15 protein-coding genes are annotated in these 19,578 nt (G+C 53.7%); 2 read left to right on the top strand and 13 right to left on the bottom strand.

The window, feature by feature from the left end; translation table 11 throughout:
• Positions 1–179: 179 nt before the first annotated feature.
• The 12 genes from WKI47_RS20220 to WKI47_RS20275 all read right to left on the bottom strand — a co-directional run bounded on the left by WKI47_RS20220 (position 180) and on the right by WKI47_RS20275 (position 15,505).
• Entirely contained in the window at positions 180–2,369 is a 2,190-nt protein-coding gene (locus tag WKI47_RS20220) for a LuxR C-terminal-related transcriptional regulator (RefSeq protein WP_340228990.1), read from the bottom strand.
• A gap of 1 nt (position 2,370) precedes the next feature.
• Positions 2,371–2,616: a hypothetical protein gene (locus WKI47_RS20225; RefSeq protein WP_340228991.1), complete on the bottom strand. Its 246-nt coding sequence runs from the start codon at positions 2,614–2,616 to the stop codon at positions 2,371–2,373.
• A gap of 16 nt (positions 2,617–2,632) precedes the next feature.
• Positions 2,633–4,078 carry an ATPase domain-containing protein gene (locus tag WKI47_RS20230; protein WP_340228992.1) on the bottom strand — a complete coding sequence of 482 codons (1,446 nt, stop codon included), beginning with the start codon at positions 4,076–4,078 and terminating at the stop codon, positions 2,633–2,635.
• Between the two features lie 155 nt (positions 4,079–4,233).
• A complete protein-coding gene (locus tag WKI47_RS20235; RefSeq protein WP_340228993.1) occupies positions 4,234–5,943 on the bottom strand; it encodes a hypothetical protein in 1,710 nt (569 codons plus the stop codon).
• A 1-nt stretch (position 5,944) separates the two neighbouring features.
• The gene (locus tag WKI47_RS20240) at positions 5,945–6,724 is read right to left on the bottom strand and encodes an ABC transporter ATP-binding protein (RefSeq protein ID WP_340228994.1); all 780 of its coding nucleotides are present in this window, start codon (positions 6,722–6,724) and stop codon (positions 5,945–5,947) included.
• A gap of 124 nt (positions 6,725–6,848) precedes the next feature.
• Complete coding sequence (locus WKI47_RS20245) at positions 6,849–7,694, bottom strand: hypothetical protein (RefSeq protein WP_340228995.1); 846 nt, start codon at positions 7,692–7,694, stop codon at positions 6,849–6,851.
• Between the two features lie 302 nt (positions 7,695–7,996).
• The gene (locus tag WKI47_RS20250) at positions 7,997–9,319 is read right to left on the bottom strand and encodes an MFS transporter (RefSeq protein ID WP_340228996.1); all 1,323 of its coding nucleotides are present in this window, start codon (positions 9,317–9,319) and stop codon (positions 7,997–7,999) included.
• A gap of 85 nt (positions 9,320–9,404) precedes the next feature.
• Positions 9,405–10,562 carry a winged helix-turn-helix domain-containing protein gene (locus WKI47_RS20255; RefSeq protein ID WP_340228997.1) on the bottom strand — a complete coding sequence of 386 codons (1,158 nt, stop codon included), beginning with the start codon at positions 10,560–10,562 and terminating at the stop codon, positions 9,405–9,407.
• 135 nt (positions 10,563–10,697) lie between these two features.
• Positions 10,698–11,525 (bottom strand): carbohydrate ABC transporter permease, encoded by an 828-nt coding sequence (locus WKI47_RS20260; RefSeq protein ID WP_340228998.1) that lies wholly within the window; start codon positions 11,523–11,525, stop codon positions 10,698–10,700.
• Positions 11,525–12,361: a sugar ABC transporter permease gene (locus tag WKI47_RS20265; protein ID WP_340229040.1), complete on the bottom strand. Its 837-nt coding sequence runs from the start codon at positions 12,359–12,361 to the stop codon at positions 11,525–11,527. Before WKI47_RS20265 ends, WKI47_RS20260 begins: the two co-directional genes overlap by 1 nt.
• Positions 12,362–12,849: 488 nt before the next feature.
• Positions 12,850–14,088 carry an ABC transporter substrate-binding protein gene (locus tag WKI47_RS20270; RefSeq protein ID WP_340228999.1) on the bottom strand — a complete coding sequence of 413 codons (1,239 nt, stop codon included), beginning with the start codon at positions 14,086–14,088 and terminating at the stop codon, positions 12,850–12,852.
• Positions 14,089–14,521: 433 nt separating this feature from the next.
• Entirely contained in the window at positions 14,522–15,505 is a 984-nt protein-coding gene (locus WKI47_RS20275) for a hypothetical protein (RefSeq protein ID WP_340229000.1), read from the bottom strand.
• Positions 15,506–15,732: 227 nt separating this feature from the next.
• Here WKI47_RS20275 and WKI47_RS20280 point away from each other — a divergent pair, with 227 nt between their 5' ends.
• Positions 15,733–16,539, top strand: coding sequence for an alpha/beta hydrolase (locus tag WKI47_RS20280; RefSeq protein ID WP_340229001.1), 807 nt, complete (start codon positions 15,733–15,735; stop codon positions 16,537–16,539).
• A 558-nt stretch (positions 16,540–17,097) separates the two neighbouring features.
• Here the strand turns inward: WKI47_RS20280 and WKI47_RS20285 are convergent.
• Positions 17,098–18,051, bottom strand: coding sequence for a 1,4-dihydroxy-2-naphthoate polyprenyltransferase (locus WKI47_RS20285; RefSeq protein ID WP_340229002.1), 954 nt, complete (start codon positions 18,049–18,051; stop codon positions 17,098–17,100).
• 152 nt (positions 18,052–18,203) lie between these two features.
• Here WKI47_RS20285 and WKI47_RS20290 point away from each other — a divergent pair, with 152 nt between their 5' ends.
• Positions 18,204–19,568: a TrkH family potassium uptake protein gene (locus WKI47_RS20290; RefSeq protein WP_340229003.1), complete on the top strand. Its 1,365-nt coding sequence runs from the start codon at positions 18,204–18,206 to the stop codon at positions 19,566–19,568.
• The last annotated feature ends 10 nt before the right edge of the window (positions 19,569–19,578 follow it).

Genomic DNA, 19,578 nt, shown 5'->3' on the forward strand with positions numbered 1-19,578 from the left:
TTACCAGGCAACATACATCAAAAATACACCTTTGGAACTTTTATACATCAATAGGCAATTATTTTCCATATACGTCTATAAAAAAGGGAAATTATTACTATTCATTTTCAAAAAAAGATATAAAAAAGCCTTCCAAATTAGGAAGGCTTTTCCGTTTCACTATTTTATTTTCTGGGTAACTAGCCGATTCCTCGATTGAATACTCTCGCAATCGCCTGCGCCCGGTCGCTTACACTCATCTTGTTGAAGATATTGGTGAGGTGATTTTTCACCGTATGCTCGCTGATGAACAGCTTGGCCGCAATATCTTTGTTGCTCGAAGCCCGAACCACCAGCTCCAGCACTTCTTTTTCCCGCTTGGACAGACCGAATTCCTTGACGATGGCGTCGATGCCGCGCTCCTCGGCTTCAGCCGGGTTGAATGCGGCAGTGTGGCCGTCGGACAGCACGACTTCGCTTTGCACGGTATGGCGAACCGCCATGAATTTACGGAAATGGTTGAACAGTTCCGGGGATACGCCGGTCAAATGTAGACGGCTGGCTGTTTCTTCGTCCAGTTCGGCGAAGTACAGCACCGTTCTGAGGATTTGCGTATATCTCGAAAAAGAGAATGTTCCCGTTTGCCCTTCGGTGTCGAGCATGGCCTGGTGTTCTTTGAGTACCGCCAACTCTTCGGCGAAAGCTTCGCTCAGTTCCCGCTTCGCGGTATCGTTCAGCAGCGACAACATGGTGGCTCTTTGCAACAGCACGGATTCTTCCGTCGTGATCCCGCCGTAACGCGCATACTCGTCCAACAGCCGCAGGGACAGGTCTTTTTTCTTGCCCTGATCGTCTTCGCCGAGTTTGGCGGAAGCGTACATCAGACGAAGGAACCGTTCGTTTTGCAAACCCAACTGTTGCTGGTCGTGTACCGATTGCAAAATGATGCTGCCCATCGTCGCCAGCGCCAGCAGCACTTCCCGGCACTCTTCGGCTTCCTGCTCGCTGCCCAGCGATACGGCCAACACGCCACGCGTTTTGCCCGCGTACACGATCGGATATTCGATCATCAGTTGCCCTTCTTCGGTCTGCGACAATTCAAATCCGACCGAATGCGAATTCGGGCTTTCGCGCAATACCCGTTTGGCGACGTCGCGCGCGTATTGCTCCGCGAAATCATTGGCGATCCCGCGCGATACGATCTGCACTTTTTGGCCGTTTGAGCTTTCGTGCACAATGATGGCCGAGGAAGGATTCCAGACCAGGCTAAGGCTCATATCGACCAGCATGAACATGATCCGCTGCGTATTTTGGGCCGAGATCATGAACCGGGTCACTTCCATCAGCGGACGCAGCCGTTGGATCTGCCGCTCCATGCGCGCTTCAATGGTGCCGCTGGCGATATATTCGCCGACCAATACGATCAGCGTGTCTTCGAACTCGCGCAGCAGCGCGTCGGTCTGCACCTTTTTTTTGCTCACGATAAACAAAATGCCCAACTGCTCGCCGCCCACGCGAACCGGGAAGCAACGCAATCCGTAAAATTCGCCGACGCCGCGCTGCTTCAGGAAAAAGGCTCGCGGATCGCGCTGGATATCGGTCCACTGCATCGGATTATCGCTTAATGCGGCCTGACCCAGGAAGCCTTCGCCTTCGCGGAACTCCGCGTCCTGCAAGCCCGAAGCCCCTTCCCCCGCCACTTGCGCGATCCGGTATTCGCCGGGCGCGATTTTCTGGGCATAGCCCATCACGTCAGCGGCACTGCTCAACGCCATAAACTGCTCGAACGTATCCCCTACGGAAATCCGCTCTTTGCGCGCAGTCGATAAAATGCCTCGCAAGTCCGCGATCCGATCCCGGACATACGTTTCCCGGTACGCCGAACGCAAAATCCGCTCGGCCGTTTCCGCCAGTTTGCCGATCTTCTCGCGCCACACTTCGGCCTCTTCGTCGGACAGCTCTTCCGCTTCCAGTACCAGATCGTAGAGCAACTTACGCCCTTCGTCGTACAATCCCGATCCGGCAACTTCTTCCTCCAGCAAGTCTTTGGTGCCGGATTGGATCAGTACGCCGGCCAATACGTAATAGACAGCATCTCTCGCAGGCGACTGGAACGGAGCGATGATAAACTTCACGCCAGGCAACCATAGATCGCATAATGCGGGCCGTGTCAGTCCCGCATAATGACGCACCTCCTGCCAAAAACGCTCGCGCGTATCGCCGTCCGCCTCCACCAGCTTTTTGAAAAACGGATGGTACGCGGAAGGTTTGACAAGAGGGCGGCCTTCGCTATCGACAATCAGAATCGAAAGGTTCGTAAACTCCGCATAGGTATGTTGAATTTCTTCGACGGTTTTCTTGACGTCCATTGCCCAACTTTTCTCGATCATATTAATGGATCTCCACTTCGCTTTGAGTATAAGGGGTTTTGTACGAATAAATAGCCATGTTCCCTTCACCTCTTTTTTCCAGGATGGAGATTGCGGCCAAACGATTCAACACGATTTGCAAAGGCTCGACGCCCCGGCCGAGCTTTTTGGAAAGTCCTTTTGCGGTCTCGTAGGCATACGGGTTATTTTCAAAAAAAACGGTACACTCCATCTGTAACTTCAACAACTCCTGGTCCGAAATCGTCATCTTTCTCGTGAGCCCCCTATATCAGCCTAACATACGGTCTGTCTCTGATATTGTCGACAATATGGGGTGCCGACATGCGGCCGCCCGGGGATTTCGTGATCTGGAGATACTGATAGCTGCCGTCGACCCAGGTGCGTATGACTCCGTTGGAAGCCCGCTCCAGGAACGACGACGTCTCCAATCCGATTTCCGTAAAATTGCTTTGGCAAAGAACGGTAATGCCCGCCGCTCTGCACCGGGCCATTTCGTCGGCAAAGTTGCGTTTGACGAATTCTCGTCCGCGTTCGGAAATGATCGTGTTCAGGTCGTAATGGATAAACCACCGTTTGCCCTGAAGGATCGTTTCGCGGAAATGCGGATTGATCGCCTCGTACACTTTTTTCTGATATTCCTCGTTGGAGAGACGGTCGACGTGGATCACCAGCTTTTCGTATTCCGGTTCGACTTTGCGGTGGTAATGGTCGATAAAGAATACGCGTTCTTCCAAAGCCGCTTCTTTCAAGGATGATCCAAAAAGCTCAAGCGTTTGTTCAAGCGTCTCGACGGAACTAAGACCCGATAACATGAACAGCACGCAATCCCCGCGTTTGAGCCGCTCCGCCAGGATCGAGTTCATCAGGTACTTGTAGTTGGCTTTACTGTTACTGTCCAGCATGAACGCGCTTCCTTGCGGGAGTCCGCCAAGCAGCAGTTCGTCCAGCGATTCGATCCCGGTACTCAAACGATCGACGCCGTCGTTCAAAATTTTGTCTTCCACCATCGACAGCGCCGGGAGAATACAGATGCCGTCTTTGAGGAACCGGTAATGATGTTCGCCTTCCACGATGTGCGTGCCGCGCATTTTGAGGATTTCGATCGTGCGTTTGCGGTATTTTTCCAGATGTTCGCGCAGCGACAACCGAATGATACCGTCGCACACGTAATTTTCGAAAGGCGTCGAGCGCCCTTCCGTTTCGCCGTATTCCCTGAGGAAAAAAGCCGTGAGGTCGAACTTGCGCATGATGTTGCGGATCGAATAAATCTGTTCGCGGCCGTCGTTTTCGGATACGCCCAATGTACGGAACAAGCTGATACTGTCGATCACGACGCGTTTGCAATCGATCTCGCGGATCAACTGTTCGAACAGCCCGTCCGTGCGCGTCATCTGATCCAGCAAAACGTCGGGCTCCAAACAGATGATCCGCAGTTTGTTTTGCCGTTCCAGTTCCCGCAGGTCCCACCCGAAACCGGACATGTCTCGATAAATCTGTTCCGGAAGTTCTTCGAACGTGATGTAGATGCCCGATTCTCCGTACTGCCTGGCTCCTTCCAGCAGGAACTGGATGCCGAGCGTCGTTTTGCCCGTGCCCGGATTGCCTTCGAGAATGATCGTCGTTCCTCTCGGAACTCCGCCGTTCAACAATACGTCAAGCCCCGGAACTCCCGTGTGTACGATATCGTGAATCAACCCAGTCTCTTGCATAAGTTCCGTCGCCCCCTTAGACCGAAATGGAAGTGATTATTACCTTATTCTCTATACTTTTGGAAATAGGAAATTTCTCTTATCTTGATCTTACCCGATTCTATTAGGGTTTGAAATAGGTTTTCCATTTTTTCCATCGCGCTGTAAAAGTTGATTCAGGTGTTCGTAAAAAGGGTATCCCGCCAAGCCCACGCGTTGAGCGCGAACGAAGCGGCCATTAATCCCCATACGCCGTAAACAGGAACCGCCGTCACGACGACGTAATGAAGGCCGGCAAAAAGGCCCAGCAGGATCATCATGCCCAGAACTTTCATCCCCCCGCTTTGATCGGAAGTCGGAAAAGGCAAGGAAAAAGGCAGCTCCCGTTCCGTGATCCGCAGCGTGAGAGGAAATAACGCAGCCGCAACCGCCGCGATCACGATCAGGTCAGGCATGATCCGAATACCGAACAGCACCGTGAAGATCACCGCTTCGATCATGAACAAAGGGAAAAACAATCGGGCAAAAGCCGCTTTTAACGTAGCCCGGTAGATCGATCCCAAGCGTTCGATCGGCGCGGAGGCATAGATCCAACTTCCTTTGAAGCTTCCCGAAAACTTAAGTGTCAGAACAAGTGTAGGAATCATGATGGCGCAGGAATACAGGTTGAGGTAAGCCGAACCGCTAGCGTAATTGATCGAAGACAATCCTTCGCCGGCCGTCGCAAAAGAGAACAGAAAAATAAACGGGATCGCCAAAGAAAATCCAAGCGAAGGGTATACCTTTAGCTTGAACTCCCGCTCTCTGGCCAACATGGCTGAAGCAAACACGTAGAACGCCCGCTCTTCTTTGCTTCGGCAAAGCAGATTCGCCAGCAAGCGGTTGAGACGGCCCGACGACTTCCGCCCTCCACGGCCCGTGCCGCCACTAAGTTTCTCCAGACTGCGCTCGAATGCGGGAACAAACCGATAAAAGACCACAGCCCCGATCAGAGGAACGATAAGTCCAAGCAGCGCGGGAAGGATATACAGCGGTTCGTTACGTCCGTTCAGCAGCCATTCAAATCCGGCGCTGTACCACAGAGGCGGCACAGCCAGCTCCCACCAGCCGGGACGGAACTCGCTGGAGATCCGTGACATATCCATCGCGCGAATCGCGATCTGATAGCCGATTAGCATAAATAGCGTCATCGCGATCTGTACGTAATTGATCATATCTTTCAGCGTCTCGCCATCGAATAACTTGAGTACGATCAGGTACACGAATGCCGTGAAGACGGCAACAAGCAATCCACCGAGAACAAGGGACAGCAGGAGCAGCAAGCCGAAGACCGGTCCATTTTTGAAAATGCCGACAACAATCGGAACGATACCCAACGCCAGAGCGAACTGCGTAAAATAAATCAGGATATGTAACGTTTTGGCCATACCGAGCGTACGGCTGTCCACCGGCTTCGTGTGCAGAATCGGCTTATCCCGCACGTCAAGCATGACCGAGGAGAAATCCGATAGCATCGCGGTCATCATGATGAACAGCAACACCGCCAATATCAGTCCCGCCTGGAAAAAGTACGTCCCTCCCGCCAACATGAACAAGGAAGAGAACGCTCCGTATAATCCGTAAAAAAACAGAGTGCGACGCAAGCCGCCGTCTGTGTCTTCCGGCATTTCCTTCGGTTTCAAAGCGTTACCGCTTTTGCGCCCCAACCCAAAATCCATAGAACCCGATTTAGGGGAACGAAATAACGCGGCGACGCCTGTTGTGCGGCGACGATCCAGCGTAAGCTTGAGCGCAAGAATACGGCGCATGATCGGGTAATCGATGCCCATTTTTCTGAACAGCGGCTGAACACGGTCCAGAGCGCTAAGGATGCGAGGTTCCCCCATATCAGCGTTCCTCCAATGCCGTAACCAGCCGTTCGGCTATGATCCGGTGGTCATGGAAATCCGTCAGTTGGTTGAATAACTCCTCCAATGACTGCTCCCCGCCTCTGGCGCGAAGCTCTTCGAAACTTCCGTCTGCCGCCACGCGGCCTCCGCTCAGCAGCACGATCCGACTGCTGATCTTCTCCACCACATCCATGATATGCGAGGAGTAAAAGATCGTTTTTCCGCGCGAAGCCAGCAGCTCCAATAGCTCCTTGATCACCATTACGCTGTTCGCGTCCAGTCCGCTCAACGGTTCATCCAGAAAAATCAGATCCGGGTCATGCAGCAGACTTGAGGCGAGCAGCACTTTCTGCTTCATGCCTTTCGAATACGAGGCTACGCGGGAGTCGATCGCATGGCTCAACCCGAATCCGTCCATCAGAGCTTTCGCTTTCCGCTCGGCGGATTCCGGTGCCAGCCCGTACAATTCGCCCGTGAACGTCAGGTACTCCCGCGCGGTCAAGCTGTCGTAAAGCTCGGCCGTTTCCGGCACGTAACCGATGCGGCGCTTGTACTCGGTGCCCGCCTCCTTGATATCCTGCCCGAACAAACGGACTTCGCCGGTGTAGCCTTTGACCAACCCCAGCATGATCTTGATCGTCGTGCTTTTGCCCGCTCCGTTGGGACCTATGTATCCGATAATCTGCTTTGGACGCGCTTCCAGATCGACTCCGTTCAATACGTAGCGTCCGTCGTAATTCATGCGCAAATCGCGAATCGATAATACGGCTTCTTCCATAGATTCTTCGTCTCCTTGTGCCCGCGGGCCAAACCGCCTGATCGGCGGCAGCCGCGCTTTGTCGTCAGGAGGGACGTCCGCCATAGGTGTACAGATTATTTATGGATATCCATGCCCATCCTTTTCAACGGTATTCATCATAAGGAGTAAATACGGCCGTCCCGGCCTGCAATACATCATTCTTATACGTATACTCAAGCTTAAGGTCTCCAATGAATTCCGATGTGCCTACCGTTACGCCAGCCGTCACCGTTAATTTTCCGTTTTCGACTTGGTAGCGGATCATGCTTCCAATCCCTGCCCCATCGCTTCGATCGTCTTTTCCCGTCAAAATCAGATCGTTCGCAATAACCGTGGATACGCCTGCCGCTTCTACCCGAATAGAGCCGTCCGCCTGCTCGGCAGAACGGAATTGCTTGAGCAAGGCAACCTCTCCGTCTTCGATCGGAAGACGATACAGATCAGAGGTATAGGCAACCGCTTCATTTACGAAAATGCCTGTTCCGTATCCTTGCGTCAGCAGAACAACAATGTCCGGTTCGGCGCCGTCCGTAAGAACGGCCCGGGCAAACTCGGGAGCATAGCTGCTGTTGCTGCCAAGCGTCTTCCCGGGAAGGTACACCTCGCTGTTATCCGTATGCAGACGCAGATCGTCCCACATGCCGTCCCGGCCTTCCGTGCCTGTCACCGATAATGTGCCGTCTTCGGATTTTGCAATCAGACCGCTGCGGTCACTTACGTTCATAATGCGATTTTTGGAATCATAGCTGAGCTTGCGGTCGAACAACTCTTCGGCCAAGCTGAACGGGATCATCACCTGGCCTTCGACAAAATGCGGCGACGCTTCGGTCACGACTTCGGTGCCGTCCCGATACACTTTGATCGGAGCGGCGGCCGACGCGGTCAAAGCAGCGGCGGCAACGGAAAGACAAACCAGGACGGAGACGGCAAGGCGGCGGGTTGTTTTCATGATATAAATGTCCTCATTTCGTTCCCGAAGGATATATGGAATTCAAGGCGCTTCTCGCAAGCACCGTATATGTTCAACAGTTCACATAACATGTCAGTTTAAAAAAAGCGGGGAATTTCTTTCGAGAAAAGCCCTCTATCTTCTAGCTTAAAACATTTTGGCGATTTTTCCAGAAAAAAAGTTGTAACCCTGTATTACAGTTCCATGACAAACACCCCTTTTCTTCTGAAAAGGGGTGAAAAAACTCATTTTCCATGCTTAAAACCGAACATTCAAGCTTAACCAGTACGGAACGTATGTTCTTAAGACTTAAGTGCTGAAGCGATCGGCCATAATTTTCGTCCGAACAGCAGCCCAGCCAGCCCAAGCGCGAATACCCACAAACCCGCAATCGCAAAAATATGACCCGGACCCCACTGTTGAATAAGCAATCCGCCAAGTGGAGGAGCAACAATCATGACGGCTCCGAGCACGGTACTTTGAATGCCAAAAACCCGTCCTGTCATATCCGGCGGCGTAGCCTGCTGAAGCGCATGGTTGAACGTAATCATAAACAACCCATTCCCTGCACCCAGTAAAAGTCCGGTTGCCAGCAAGGCATAGATCGGCGCTCCGACCGGCAGTAGACCAAGCGTCAGAATAGATAAGCCCAGCAGCGCATAGCTCCCGCCCAGCTTGGTTGCCCAGCCTGCACGGCGAAGTCGCTCAACGCGCATATTTGCAGTGGCTACAGCTGCCGCAGCCGCGCCGGAAGACGCCAATAACCAGCCGATTGCCGTCTCCTGATCCGGCGCGATATGACGAAACAAACTCACGAATTGGAAATCGATCGTCTGAATCGCCAGCATGCCGAGCAGCGCGAAAACCATCAGATTACGCACAAGCGGTGTCCGCCTCACAAAGACCCAACCTTCAAGCAGCAGCGCCCGAGTGCGAAGCTTTTTCGCAGGAGATGCCGTCTCGCTTTCCCCGGTCTGCCGTTCGTTGGTCGCCGTTGTCGGTACGCTACGCAAAATCACGTAAGAGAACAGTCGCGCTAGCGCGTTGACCGCAATACAGGCTTGAGGCGAGAGCAGCGCCAACACGGCAGCTCCCAGCAGCGGCCCCGCGATTCTCGACAATTGCCCGACCAGTCCGTTCAACGAGGTGGCGTCCAGCAACTGTTCTTCGCTTACCACCCGGCGTGTCAGCGCCTGCTGCGCCGGTACATTAAATACTCCCAGCGCAGCGCGCACCGTCAACAACGGCAGCAGCCAAAAAATATTCGGTACAAACAAAATGGCAACAGTCGCGATCGCCGTCAACAGATCACAGATTCGCATCAACTTCAGCTTATCCACGCGATCTGCCCATGCCCCCGCTGCTGCTCCGAACAATAGCCCCGGAAGAGCCATACATACAGGCACCAACGCGATTTCCAACGGACTCGCCTGCCATCGGTATCCGATCAACACCTGGATAGCGATAGCGTCGAACCAATCTCCGAATACGGCCAGACTGTACGCCGTAAACGTTCGCCCGAACACCGGATGCCGAAGCAACGACGCTCGCCTTTTATGACCGGACTGTTCTTTTTCGACTTGCTCATGTAACGCACTTCCCTCTTGCTCACTCGGCTTCTCCATTCCTCTTCATCCTTTCCCCCGTCGGCATTACGCCGAGCTTCATCTCAGATCGGATTCAGTCTAAAAGGGAAATGTCAGAGGTTTATCAGAGCTCCAAACGATCCAAATACCATTCAATCGTCGCGGTCAGGCGTGGGAGCAGCTCATGCAGACCAAAACGTTCATATTCAGCCTCAAGAATCGCCGAGTATTTCCGTTCGCTCCTGCTGCCCGGCAAGCTTTTACCCAAAATGCTACGCACACGCAACAAAGCAAGCAGCCGATGAGGCACAAACCCCGAGCGTTCGAACGTGTCCAACCCTTCTTGCAATACATCTTCTCCCTGTACGGCATGTCCAGCCAATAGCAGACGGGTTCCTTCGATCATGCGATATCCGGCCAACTCGCGCAAATGAGTCTCGCGTTCCAGCAGCGTCGCGATTTTCGCCGATTGTCCGGCAAGCACCGATTCCGCTTCTCCGGCCAGCAGCTGCACATATAAGCGGCTGATCTCAAGTGGAATCACAAAGCCGTCCAACCCTTGCTCCGCTGCCGTCCGCACGCCCAATTCCAAAGTCGCCAGCGCATCTTCGATCCGCCTTTCCGACGCATACAGATCGACGATATTCAGAATCTCCATCTCCCGATGTCCATCGCCGTGCATGGCGCGAAGCCGAAGAGCTTTTTCGCATAACGCGGCTTTCGGTCCGGGCGAATCCGCGCACATATGGAACAGCAGTAACCAGTAGAAACGATCTTCGATCGGCACTTCTTCCGTATCCAGAAACCATCGCAAATCCCCTTCCACGAAATGTACATACAACCGGTAAAAAGAATCCAATTCGAATCCCAGCTCCCGATGTTGTCCCGCCAATTGCAGCATCGCGTGACCCTGGCCGAGCCGATGATAGCGAGCAAAAACGCCGTTCATGGCTTCCTGCACCGCAGGATCATGCAGAGAAGGGGCTGCCCGATCCACGGAAGGACGCAGGGTCAACCCGTACCCGACACCGCGGATCGTCTCGATCGGCGGCCCTCCGATCTCTTTCAGCTTTTTCCGAAGCCGGTAGATATGATCGTCTACGGTGCGGTCTACCGGATACTCGCCTGCCCACACCCGGTCAAGCAGCTGCTCGCGGCTAAAAACATGGTTCGCGTTTCGATGAAGATAACGCAGCAGCGCATACTCCTTGGCTAACAGCGGCACTTTTTTATCTCTATACTCGATTTCCAGCCGTTCATCGTTGAATGCCATCGTCGGCATACGCATTCCTCCTTGGATCGGGCCGATTCCTCTTGTGCGGTTATTATAGCGTACGTCAAAAAGAAACGCTCGAAGCGCCATCGTTCGACGTTCGAGCGTTTCTTTTCCAATAGACGCGAGTATGGCTCAAATTCGTTATTTCACCGCACCCTGCGTCACGCCGTTGATGATCCACTTCTGCGCGAACAGATAGATAACCACCATCGGCAGCATCGCCAGCAGGTACGAAGCGAACGCCAGGTTAAACTCGGTGTTGAACTGTCCCTGGAACACGTACTGCACCAGCGGCAGCGTGTACTGCGACTGATCACTGATAATAACGAGCGGCAGCAGGAAATCGTTGTACGTGGACAAACAGATCAGAATGCCCACGGTGGCGTTAATCGGCGCCATCAGCGGGAAAATGATACGCGCGAACGTGCCGAACGTTCCTGTTCCGTCTACCGTCGCCGCTTCTTCCAAGTCGATCGGGATGGAGCGGATATAGCCGACGTAGATAAAGACGTTAAACGCCAGCCCGTACACGGTATGCAGGATAATAAGCCCGAACAGATTGGTCATGCCGAACGAGGCCGTCAGTTTGACGATCGGCAGCATGATAATCGGAAACGGAATAAACATGGCGCTGATAAAGTAAAAGTACAGCCCTTTGAAAAACTTGCTTTTTCCCATATTGCGGGCGACCGCGTAAGCGACGAGCGAGTTGCTCAGAATGGTCAGCACGACGGTGGAGATCGTTACGATCGCACTGTTGCCGAGCGCCTGGAAAAAGTTCGTCATTTCGATCGCTTTGGCAAAGTTTTCGAACCGCAGATTCGTCGGCAAGCCGAAGATCGAATTGAGCATGTCGTTTTGGTTTTTGAGCGCGATGGTGACGGCCATGTACAGCGGGAACAGGATGAAGACCGTCCCGAGCGCAATCAGGATCATCGCGACCCAGTTGGTGCGTTTGCGGCTTTTCATTACATATCCGTCTCCCTTCTTTGCAAGTATCGGATCTGCACGATCGAGATCACGGCGATAACGATAAAGTAGATCACGGAGTTGGCCGATTGATACGCGAATTCGCCGCCTTCGAAGCCGCCCGTGTAGATCAGGTGGGAGATCGACTGCGTCGCGCGGCCCGGTCCGCCGTTGGTCAGCGCGACGATCAGATCGAACACCATCAAAGCGTTTTTCATGGCGAGAACCATATTAATGGTGAAAAACGGCGCAATCAGCGGGAACGTGATTTTCCAGAATTCCTGCCATTTGTTCGCCCCGTCCAACCCCGAAGCTTCGTAAAGCTGGGTCGGGATCGTTTGCAAACCGGACAGGTACAAGATGGTATTCAGCGCGATGCCTTGCCAGACAGCGACGAACACGACGCCGATCCAGGCCATCGTCTGGCTCCCGAGCAGGTTGGTGGAAAGCCAGTCCCATCCGAGGTTTTCGCCCCAGACGGTGAACACGTTGGAGAACAGGTAATTGAATATGTAGCCGACGATCAGGACGCTCAGGATATTCGGCAGGAAGTACACGCCCCGGAAAAAGTTCCGGGCTTTGATGCTGGCGTTCAAGCCCATCGCGATCAGCAAACTGAGCACGTTGATGACGATCGTGACGACGATCGCGAACTTGAACGTGAACCAGTACGCGTTGCCTACGTTGTCGTCCTGGAACAGGTAGTAGTAGTTTTTGAAGCCGACGAATTCGTACGTTTTGGCGAATCCGTTCCAGTTGGTAAAGGAATAAAATACCCCCTGCAAGGCCGGAAACGTATGGAAAACGAAAAACAGCAGCAAGGCGGGAATGGTCATCCAGTAAAAGGCGGCTTTTCTTTTGGCCACGTTAATCCTCCTTTTCGACGGTTGGGTGCGTGCTCGGAGGCGCTTCGGCGAGGCGCTCCGGGGAGGCGCTCCGGGCGGGGAATCCCTGCGATCGCTGTCTCGATCCGATTTTTCGATTGAACTTTTATAAGGTGAAAATCGGATCTCAAAGGCGAGCGCTTCGCTTCTTCGGGATTTCCCCGCCCTCCGCTCACGCCCGCGCGTCGGAGTTACGTTTGGGGTAAGGGAGAGGGCAGGCGGCCTTGTATCCAGGCCGCCGGAATGCTCTCGTTTTTGGGACTTTTTCGCCTGTCGGGGCGAAAGGGCATAAGGGCGGAAAAGGCATAAGGGCGGAAAAGCATAAGGGCGGGGTGAATTGTCGGCGGCTAGGCCTGGACGATTCAACCCTGGAAATTCACAACCTTTGAACCCTATATGGGTTATGAGATCACAATCGCGCATAACGGTTACTCAGGGCTTTACGATCTTCGGTTCGCGACTTTGGTCCACTCGCTGTCGAGGCGTTTCAGGAAAGCGTCGACGTCGCCGCGTTGCAGGAATTCCTGTACGAGCGAATTAAGCTGCACGGCGGCGGGGATATAGTGGTCGGCGAAGTCGACCAAACGGCCGGATTCGAAGTACGGTTGAAGCTCGGTCAGGGCCGGGTCTTCCTGGTCGATGCCTTCGACGGCGGAGAACGCGGTTTGTTCCTGAATGTACTGCGAGATGTTTTCTTCGGCCAGCAGGAAGTCGATGAATTTCAGCGATTCCGCGCGGTGCTCGGTGCTTTCGGATACGGCGAGCAGGGTATCCACGCCGGAGACCAGGTTATTGGATTCGGCGTCGTCCCCGGTCGGGGTCGCGAAAAAGCCGAGGTCGATATCGGCGTTGGCTTTGCGGATTTCGGGAATCGCCCAGGTGCCTTGAATGTACATGGCAGCTTCGCCGTTGGCGAACGCGCGGTTGCCGTCGGCATACGTGCGGCCGAAATTGTCGTTCGTTCCGTACGGCAGCACGGCGAGCGCTTTTTCCGCGATTTCGTGCATGACCGGATCTTCGAACGTCACCTGATCGTCGCGGCGTTGCAGGAAAAAGTCGATGCCCGCGATATTCGGCGCCAGCGCGTTGAACAGCAGGTTGGTCGTCCAATCGTCTTTGTAGGTCAGATAGAACGGCGTGATGCCGGCGTCTTGCAGCTTTTTGGCGGTGTCCATCAGCTCGTCCCACGTTTTGGGTACTTCAAGATTTTGCTTTTTGAAAATGTCGCGGTTGTACATGATGCCGTCGGCGTTGGCGGCGTAAGGAATACCCGTGATCGCGTCCTCGCCGGTCAGGTCCGTCAACATCTTCATGTAACGCGGGTTGATGCCGTCCAATACGGATTCTCCGGTCAGATCGGCGAAAATTCCGCTTTGGCCCAGCACGGAATACGTATCGGTCGCGCCCATGCCGATCACGTCGGGCACGTCTTCTTTGACGACGCGCGTCATCAGCACCGTTTCTGCGTCCGGCGGGTTGGTTTGCGTAACCACGATATCCGGATTTTGCTCGTTGAATTTGGCGATCAGCCGATCGAACGAGTCTTTGGCTTCCGGTTTGTTTTGGAAAAACTCGATATGTACTTTCCCGTCAGCCGATTGTCCGTTTGCGCAGGCCGTCAGCGTCAGCAGCACGCCCAACAGGCACGCGGCTCCCAGCAGTCTGCTCCATTTTGCCATGTGATGCGCCTCCCCGCTTTTCGGTACGCCGCCCCTTTTTCCGGCAAAACGGCGCACGGTTTCGATAGTCTTTCGGGCAGCGGCGAACTCTTCTTGTCGAAGTCCGTTCGTCTTCCGCTCGCCCGTCCGCTTAACAATAACCTTGAACACCCGGCAGCGAATCCGGTCTTTAAAACGCTTTCGGAACAGACGCCGAGGCAATGCCTTGCGGGACGCGAAGGAAGCAGGCACAAACTTTTTTTTCGGTGTCTTCCGCGTAAGCACTCCAAATCGGCCAAAGTCCCCTGCAACCCGGACTCTAGCCGAACACAGATTGCATCGATCTTCGCAAAACCGCAAAGCGTTCGACGCAAACCCGTTTTCGAACGCGTTCAACTTCCCGTTTCCTGCTCTCACACGCTGCCCCTATCCGAAGAACGCCGCGCGCGGACGCTCAGTATTCGACCGGCACATACCGCTTCAGGTAATCGTCGACGGCTTGCGTGCGTTTCCCACCCGTCTGCTCCAGCAGGTCGATCACGCCTTGCAAAGACTTGAGAATCCCGCTGGCCGCGATCTCCGCCGGACTTTTTTCGGACAAAACCTGTTTGTAGGCAGCCCACGCTTCGGGGTCGATCTTCAAGCTGTCGTAGTCGTACAACGGCGTATTGTTTTGCCCGTAAAAGACCGACAGCTTCGCCCACTGCAACCGTTCCCGGATCGCGGCGGTGCGGTTGGAGACTTTGTATTTCGCCAAAAAGGATTCGAAATCCACCGCCCGCCCCAACGCGTCTTCCCATCCGATCAGCAGCGCCGCGTCTCCCGTAGGCGGACTTTCGGACTCTCGCGCCATCAGATCAATGTAGGAGGCGATATCCGGCTTGACGTAAGCTTTGAATCGTTTGTAATCTTTGTAATCCATCACGGGGTAAAACAGACCTTCGCCCGTTTCCAGCTTGTAATGGATGGCTTCGAGTTGTTGCAGCGTTCGGACGGCGGCGCTTCGCGAAGCGTTGGAAGGACGGTCGCTTACCGCGGCGCGTACCTGGCTAAGCGTCATGCCCGGTTTGTAGATGTCGGAAATTTCTTTTTGGATCGGGGATGCGTCGAGCTGTTGCTGCGCTTTGCGCAGGTAGGCGTTCTGGGCGTTTTCGAGTTTCAATACCGCCAATGTCGCTTTGGACGCGCCGAAGCTTTTCGCATGGTTCACCAGCACCGCCCGAGCCAGCGACAATGAAGAAGCGGACGCGGGACGGCTCAAATAATAATCGAAACGCTCGTAGGCATCCGGGTAACCGGCAGCCGAAGCGGCCGCTGCCGAAGGCAAGGCCACCGGCGAAGAAGCAGACAAGCCCACGCCGGTGAAAACCAGACTCAAACCCAGCGAAGCCGCCAACGTTTTGCGCAACAGAGATTTTTGGGATTCAAGCATTCGCATCGGATATTCCTCCTCGGAAGCGTTCATGGTACGGGCCTTTTCTTTCTTTTACCCGTTTATGCGGTCGCGACCGGGCTTTGACCTGAATTTCGCGGCGAACGGCGGAAACGTTTTTCGAAAATTTAGGTACTTACGAAGATTCGGAGACGAAAATCGGGTAATAAGGGCTAGTTTGATTTGCGTATCCAACATCATGCGACATACAACTTTGAGGAGGCTTTTTACACATGGGAAAATACGTTGAAGTGGAATCCGGAGTTAATATTTACGTGGAAGACATCGGTCAAGGACGCCCCGTCATCTTCCTGCACGGTTGGCCGCTCGATTCCCGGATGTTCGAATACCAATACATGCGTTTGCCGGCTCAAGGCTTCCGCTGCGTCGGTATCGACTTCCGCGGTTTCGGCAAATCGGACGCGCCGTGGGAAGGCTACAATTACGATCGCTACGCGGACGACGTACGCGCCGTAATCGACGCTCTAGGATTGGAAGACGCCATCCTGGTCGGCTTCTCGATGGGCGGCGCGACCGCCGTTCGCTACGTGGCTCGCCACCAGGGGCACGGCATTTCGAAGCTGCTGCTGCTCGGCGCCGCCGCTCCGAGCTTCACCGTCCGCGACGGCGTGCCGGACGCGATGAAGGTCGAAGACGTGAACGAGCAGATCATCCAGCCGACGCTGGAAGACCGTCCGAAGATGGTCACTTCGTTCGGCAAAATGCTGACGCACAAAAAGCCTAGCGCTTCCGCAAGCGCCTGGGTCGAAATGGTCGCGTTCCAAGCTTCCGCCGTCGGCACGCTGCGCGCCGCCGAGATGCTGCGCGACGAAGACCTGCGCGACGACCTGGCTAAAATCACGGTGCCGACCGCGATCTTCCACGGCGAGAAAGACGAGATCTGTCCATACGGCCTCGCTCAAACGATGAACGCCGGCATCATCGGCTCGCACGTCGTGACGTTCGAAAAAAGCGGCCACGCCATGATGATGGACGAACCGGAGAAATTTAATGAGGAACTTGTTGCGTTTTTACGCTAAAAGCGTAAAAACTAAAAGAGAACTTGTTGCGTTCATTAGCTACGTTAAACACGCAGAAATGCAAAAGAGAGCTTGTTGCGTTCATTTACCGCCTTCATTTTCACCCTGTCGCGTCGCCAGACGCCAATCCCTAAATTACCAAAAAGAAGCTGTCCCTGGTCGAATAGCGACACGGAAGACAGCTTCTTTTTTCAACTCATCTAATCAGGCCGTGTATGCAAACTCAGCAAGCTAACCCAAAATAAGTTCATATATGCAACTATTTCGTTCCTTTTTCCCGCTTATCGCAAAATAAGTGCTAGATTGCAACTATTCGAGCAAAAACCCGCCGATTCGAGCGAAAATCAGAAATTAAATGCAGATCCGCACTTATTTAAGCCAAACGACGCGATTCGAGAACAATAAGTGCATATCCGCATCTATTTTTCAAAAACCGCGCCTTTTCCGTTTATCACGTATCATGCTATTCGAATTCATTGATCCACAACCCAACCACACTCCAACCCGACCCCATTCCCCTCGCTCGGCTCGATACGATCCAATCCAATCCAATCCATCTCAATGCAGAATCAAAGCGGCAGCCGCGATCACGATCACCCGCACGCCGGTCAGCAGCACGAAGTTTTTTACCGCCAACACGAACGTTCGCCGTTTGGACGGGTCTTGCGAGAACGCGCGAATATTTTTTCGTAGCGGAATCAATGTCGCCAGGATCGGAAAAATCAGCAACGGATGCACGCCAAGCCACAGCAGCACGAATACATCCAGATACGAGACGTAATAGATCGCCGCGAACAGCTTGAGCGCACCCGGACGGCCGATATATACGGGTAGCGTATAGCGGCTATTTTCCACGTCTTCTTCCATGTCGCTGATATTGTTGGCCAGCATGATATTCGCAATGCTCGCCACCGCAGGCACGGAAACCAAGAGAATCAGCAAAACTTCCAGCCCGTTCACATGCAGGTCGAACCAGCCCTCCGCGTAGTCCAACGAAGCAATCGTATCGGGCGATACCTGGATGTAGGCCGCGACAAACGTGATCACAAATCCCATGAACAAACCGGAGAACAGCTCCCCGAGCGGCATGCGGGAGATCGGAATCGGTCCGAACGAATACAAAATGCCTACTCCAAAAGAAAGGAATCCAAGCAGCAGCACCAAAGGTCCGGCTTCGAATACCAATAAAATTCCTGTTGTCACGGCGGTAGCGAACAGCAGTACAATAATACATACAACGACCCATTCCTTAAGGCTGTGCTTGACGATCGCATTATGCTCTTCGTAGCCGTAACCGTGTGTGCGCACAGCTTTGCGGTAATCGTAATAATTGTTCATCGCGGTGACCACCAGGTCGAAGGACAGCAGCGATACGAGCATCAACAGGGCATGCAGGGGTTGAAATTCGCCGAATCGCAGCAGGGCATACAGGGTTCCCAATGCAAAAGGCAGCATACTGGCAACTTTGGTGCGGATTTCGACCAGGTCGAGAAAACTTCGAAACGTCGGCATAAAAGCTCCTTTCCCTTTTTCCAATCTTCAAATCTTAGCACGGAAAGCCAGAGTCGTCACCGGTTGCACACACCGAGTTCTTTACTTTGACACACGCCGGTAATACAATGAATCGGAAATCCCATTTCTATCCTATAACGCGAGGACTTAAGATGTTCAAACCTGTAAAAAGCCGAAATCCGCTGCTTAGACTCAATCCTCCCCAAGTGCTGGCCGTCGGGTTCCTGATTATGATTCTGGCCGGTTCGGGTCTGCTTTCTCTCCCGGCAGCGTCCAGCTCCGGCGAATCCATGCCGTATCTCGACGCCGTATTCATGGCCGCTTCCGCGACGTGCGTGACCGGATTGTCCGTGCTGAATCCCGGCGTTGACCTGACCACGTTCGGCCAGTTGGTCATCATCGGACTCGTTCAGGTCGGCGGACTGGGTTTTATGACCGTCGCCACGCTGATTGCATTGGTGTTCCGCCGCCGAATCACGTTCCGCGAGCGCCTGATCCTTCAGGAAACGCTGAGCCAGCATTCCACGGAAGGGATCATTCGTTTGATTCGCAAAGTCATGCTGTATGCTTTGGTCATTGAGACGGTCGGAGCCTTGTTGCTGTTTATTCGTTTTGCCTTTGAAATGCCGCTCGGCCAAGCTGCCTACTTCGGCGCTTTTCATAGTATTTCGATCTTTAATAACGCCGGGTTCGATCTGTTCGGTTCGATTGAGGGACGGGCCGGCAGCTTGATCCATTATGTCGACGATCCCTTTATCAATCTGATCGCCATGCCGATGATTTTATTGGGCGGTATCGGATTTATCGTTATTGCCGACTTGCTCGATTTTCCTCGGAAACGCAAGCTTTCTTTGCACAGCAAGGTCGTGTTGTTCATGACCGCCGTACTTGTCGTGGTCGGCGCAGTGGTCATTTTCATCTTTGAATTTACAAATCCGGCTACGCTGAAATCGTTGGATACATCGGGCAAAATATTCGCTTCCCTGTTCCAATCGATCACTTCGCGTTCGGCCGGCATGATGACGCTGGACGTGGCGGGAATGCGCCAGGCCACGCAGTTCTTTATGGTCATCATGATGTTTATCGGCGCGGCTCCGGGATCGGCAGGCGGCGGGATCAAGGTAACGACGTTCGCGATCCTGATCGGAGCCGTGCTCGCCATGATACGCGGCAAGCAGGATATCGTCTTTTTCCGCTATCGAATCGGTTCGGACCGGGTATATAAAGCAATTACCTTCTCGCTGCTTTCGTTCCTTTTGATCGTCGTTGCCGCCATGATCTTGTCCGCTACCGAAAACTTTTCGTTCCTGGGCATTCTGTTCGAGACGACTTCTGCCTATGCAACCGCGGGAATTTCGATGGGATTGACCTCTCAATTAACACCGTTTGGTCAGTTTATGATTATTATGCTGATGTTCGTCGGCCGGCTCGGCCCGATCACGCTGGCTTTCACGTTAACGCCGCGAATGGACAATGAACCGTTCCGTTACCCGGAGGGCAAAGTCACGATCGGTTAACCTCTACCAC

The sequence above is a fragment of the Saccharibacillus sacchari genome, from assembly GCF_037722395.1.
GTDB classification, from domain to species: domain Bacteria; phylum Bacillota; class Bacilli; order Paenibacillales; family Paenibacillaceae; genus Saccharibacillus; species Saccharibacillus sacchari_A.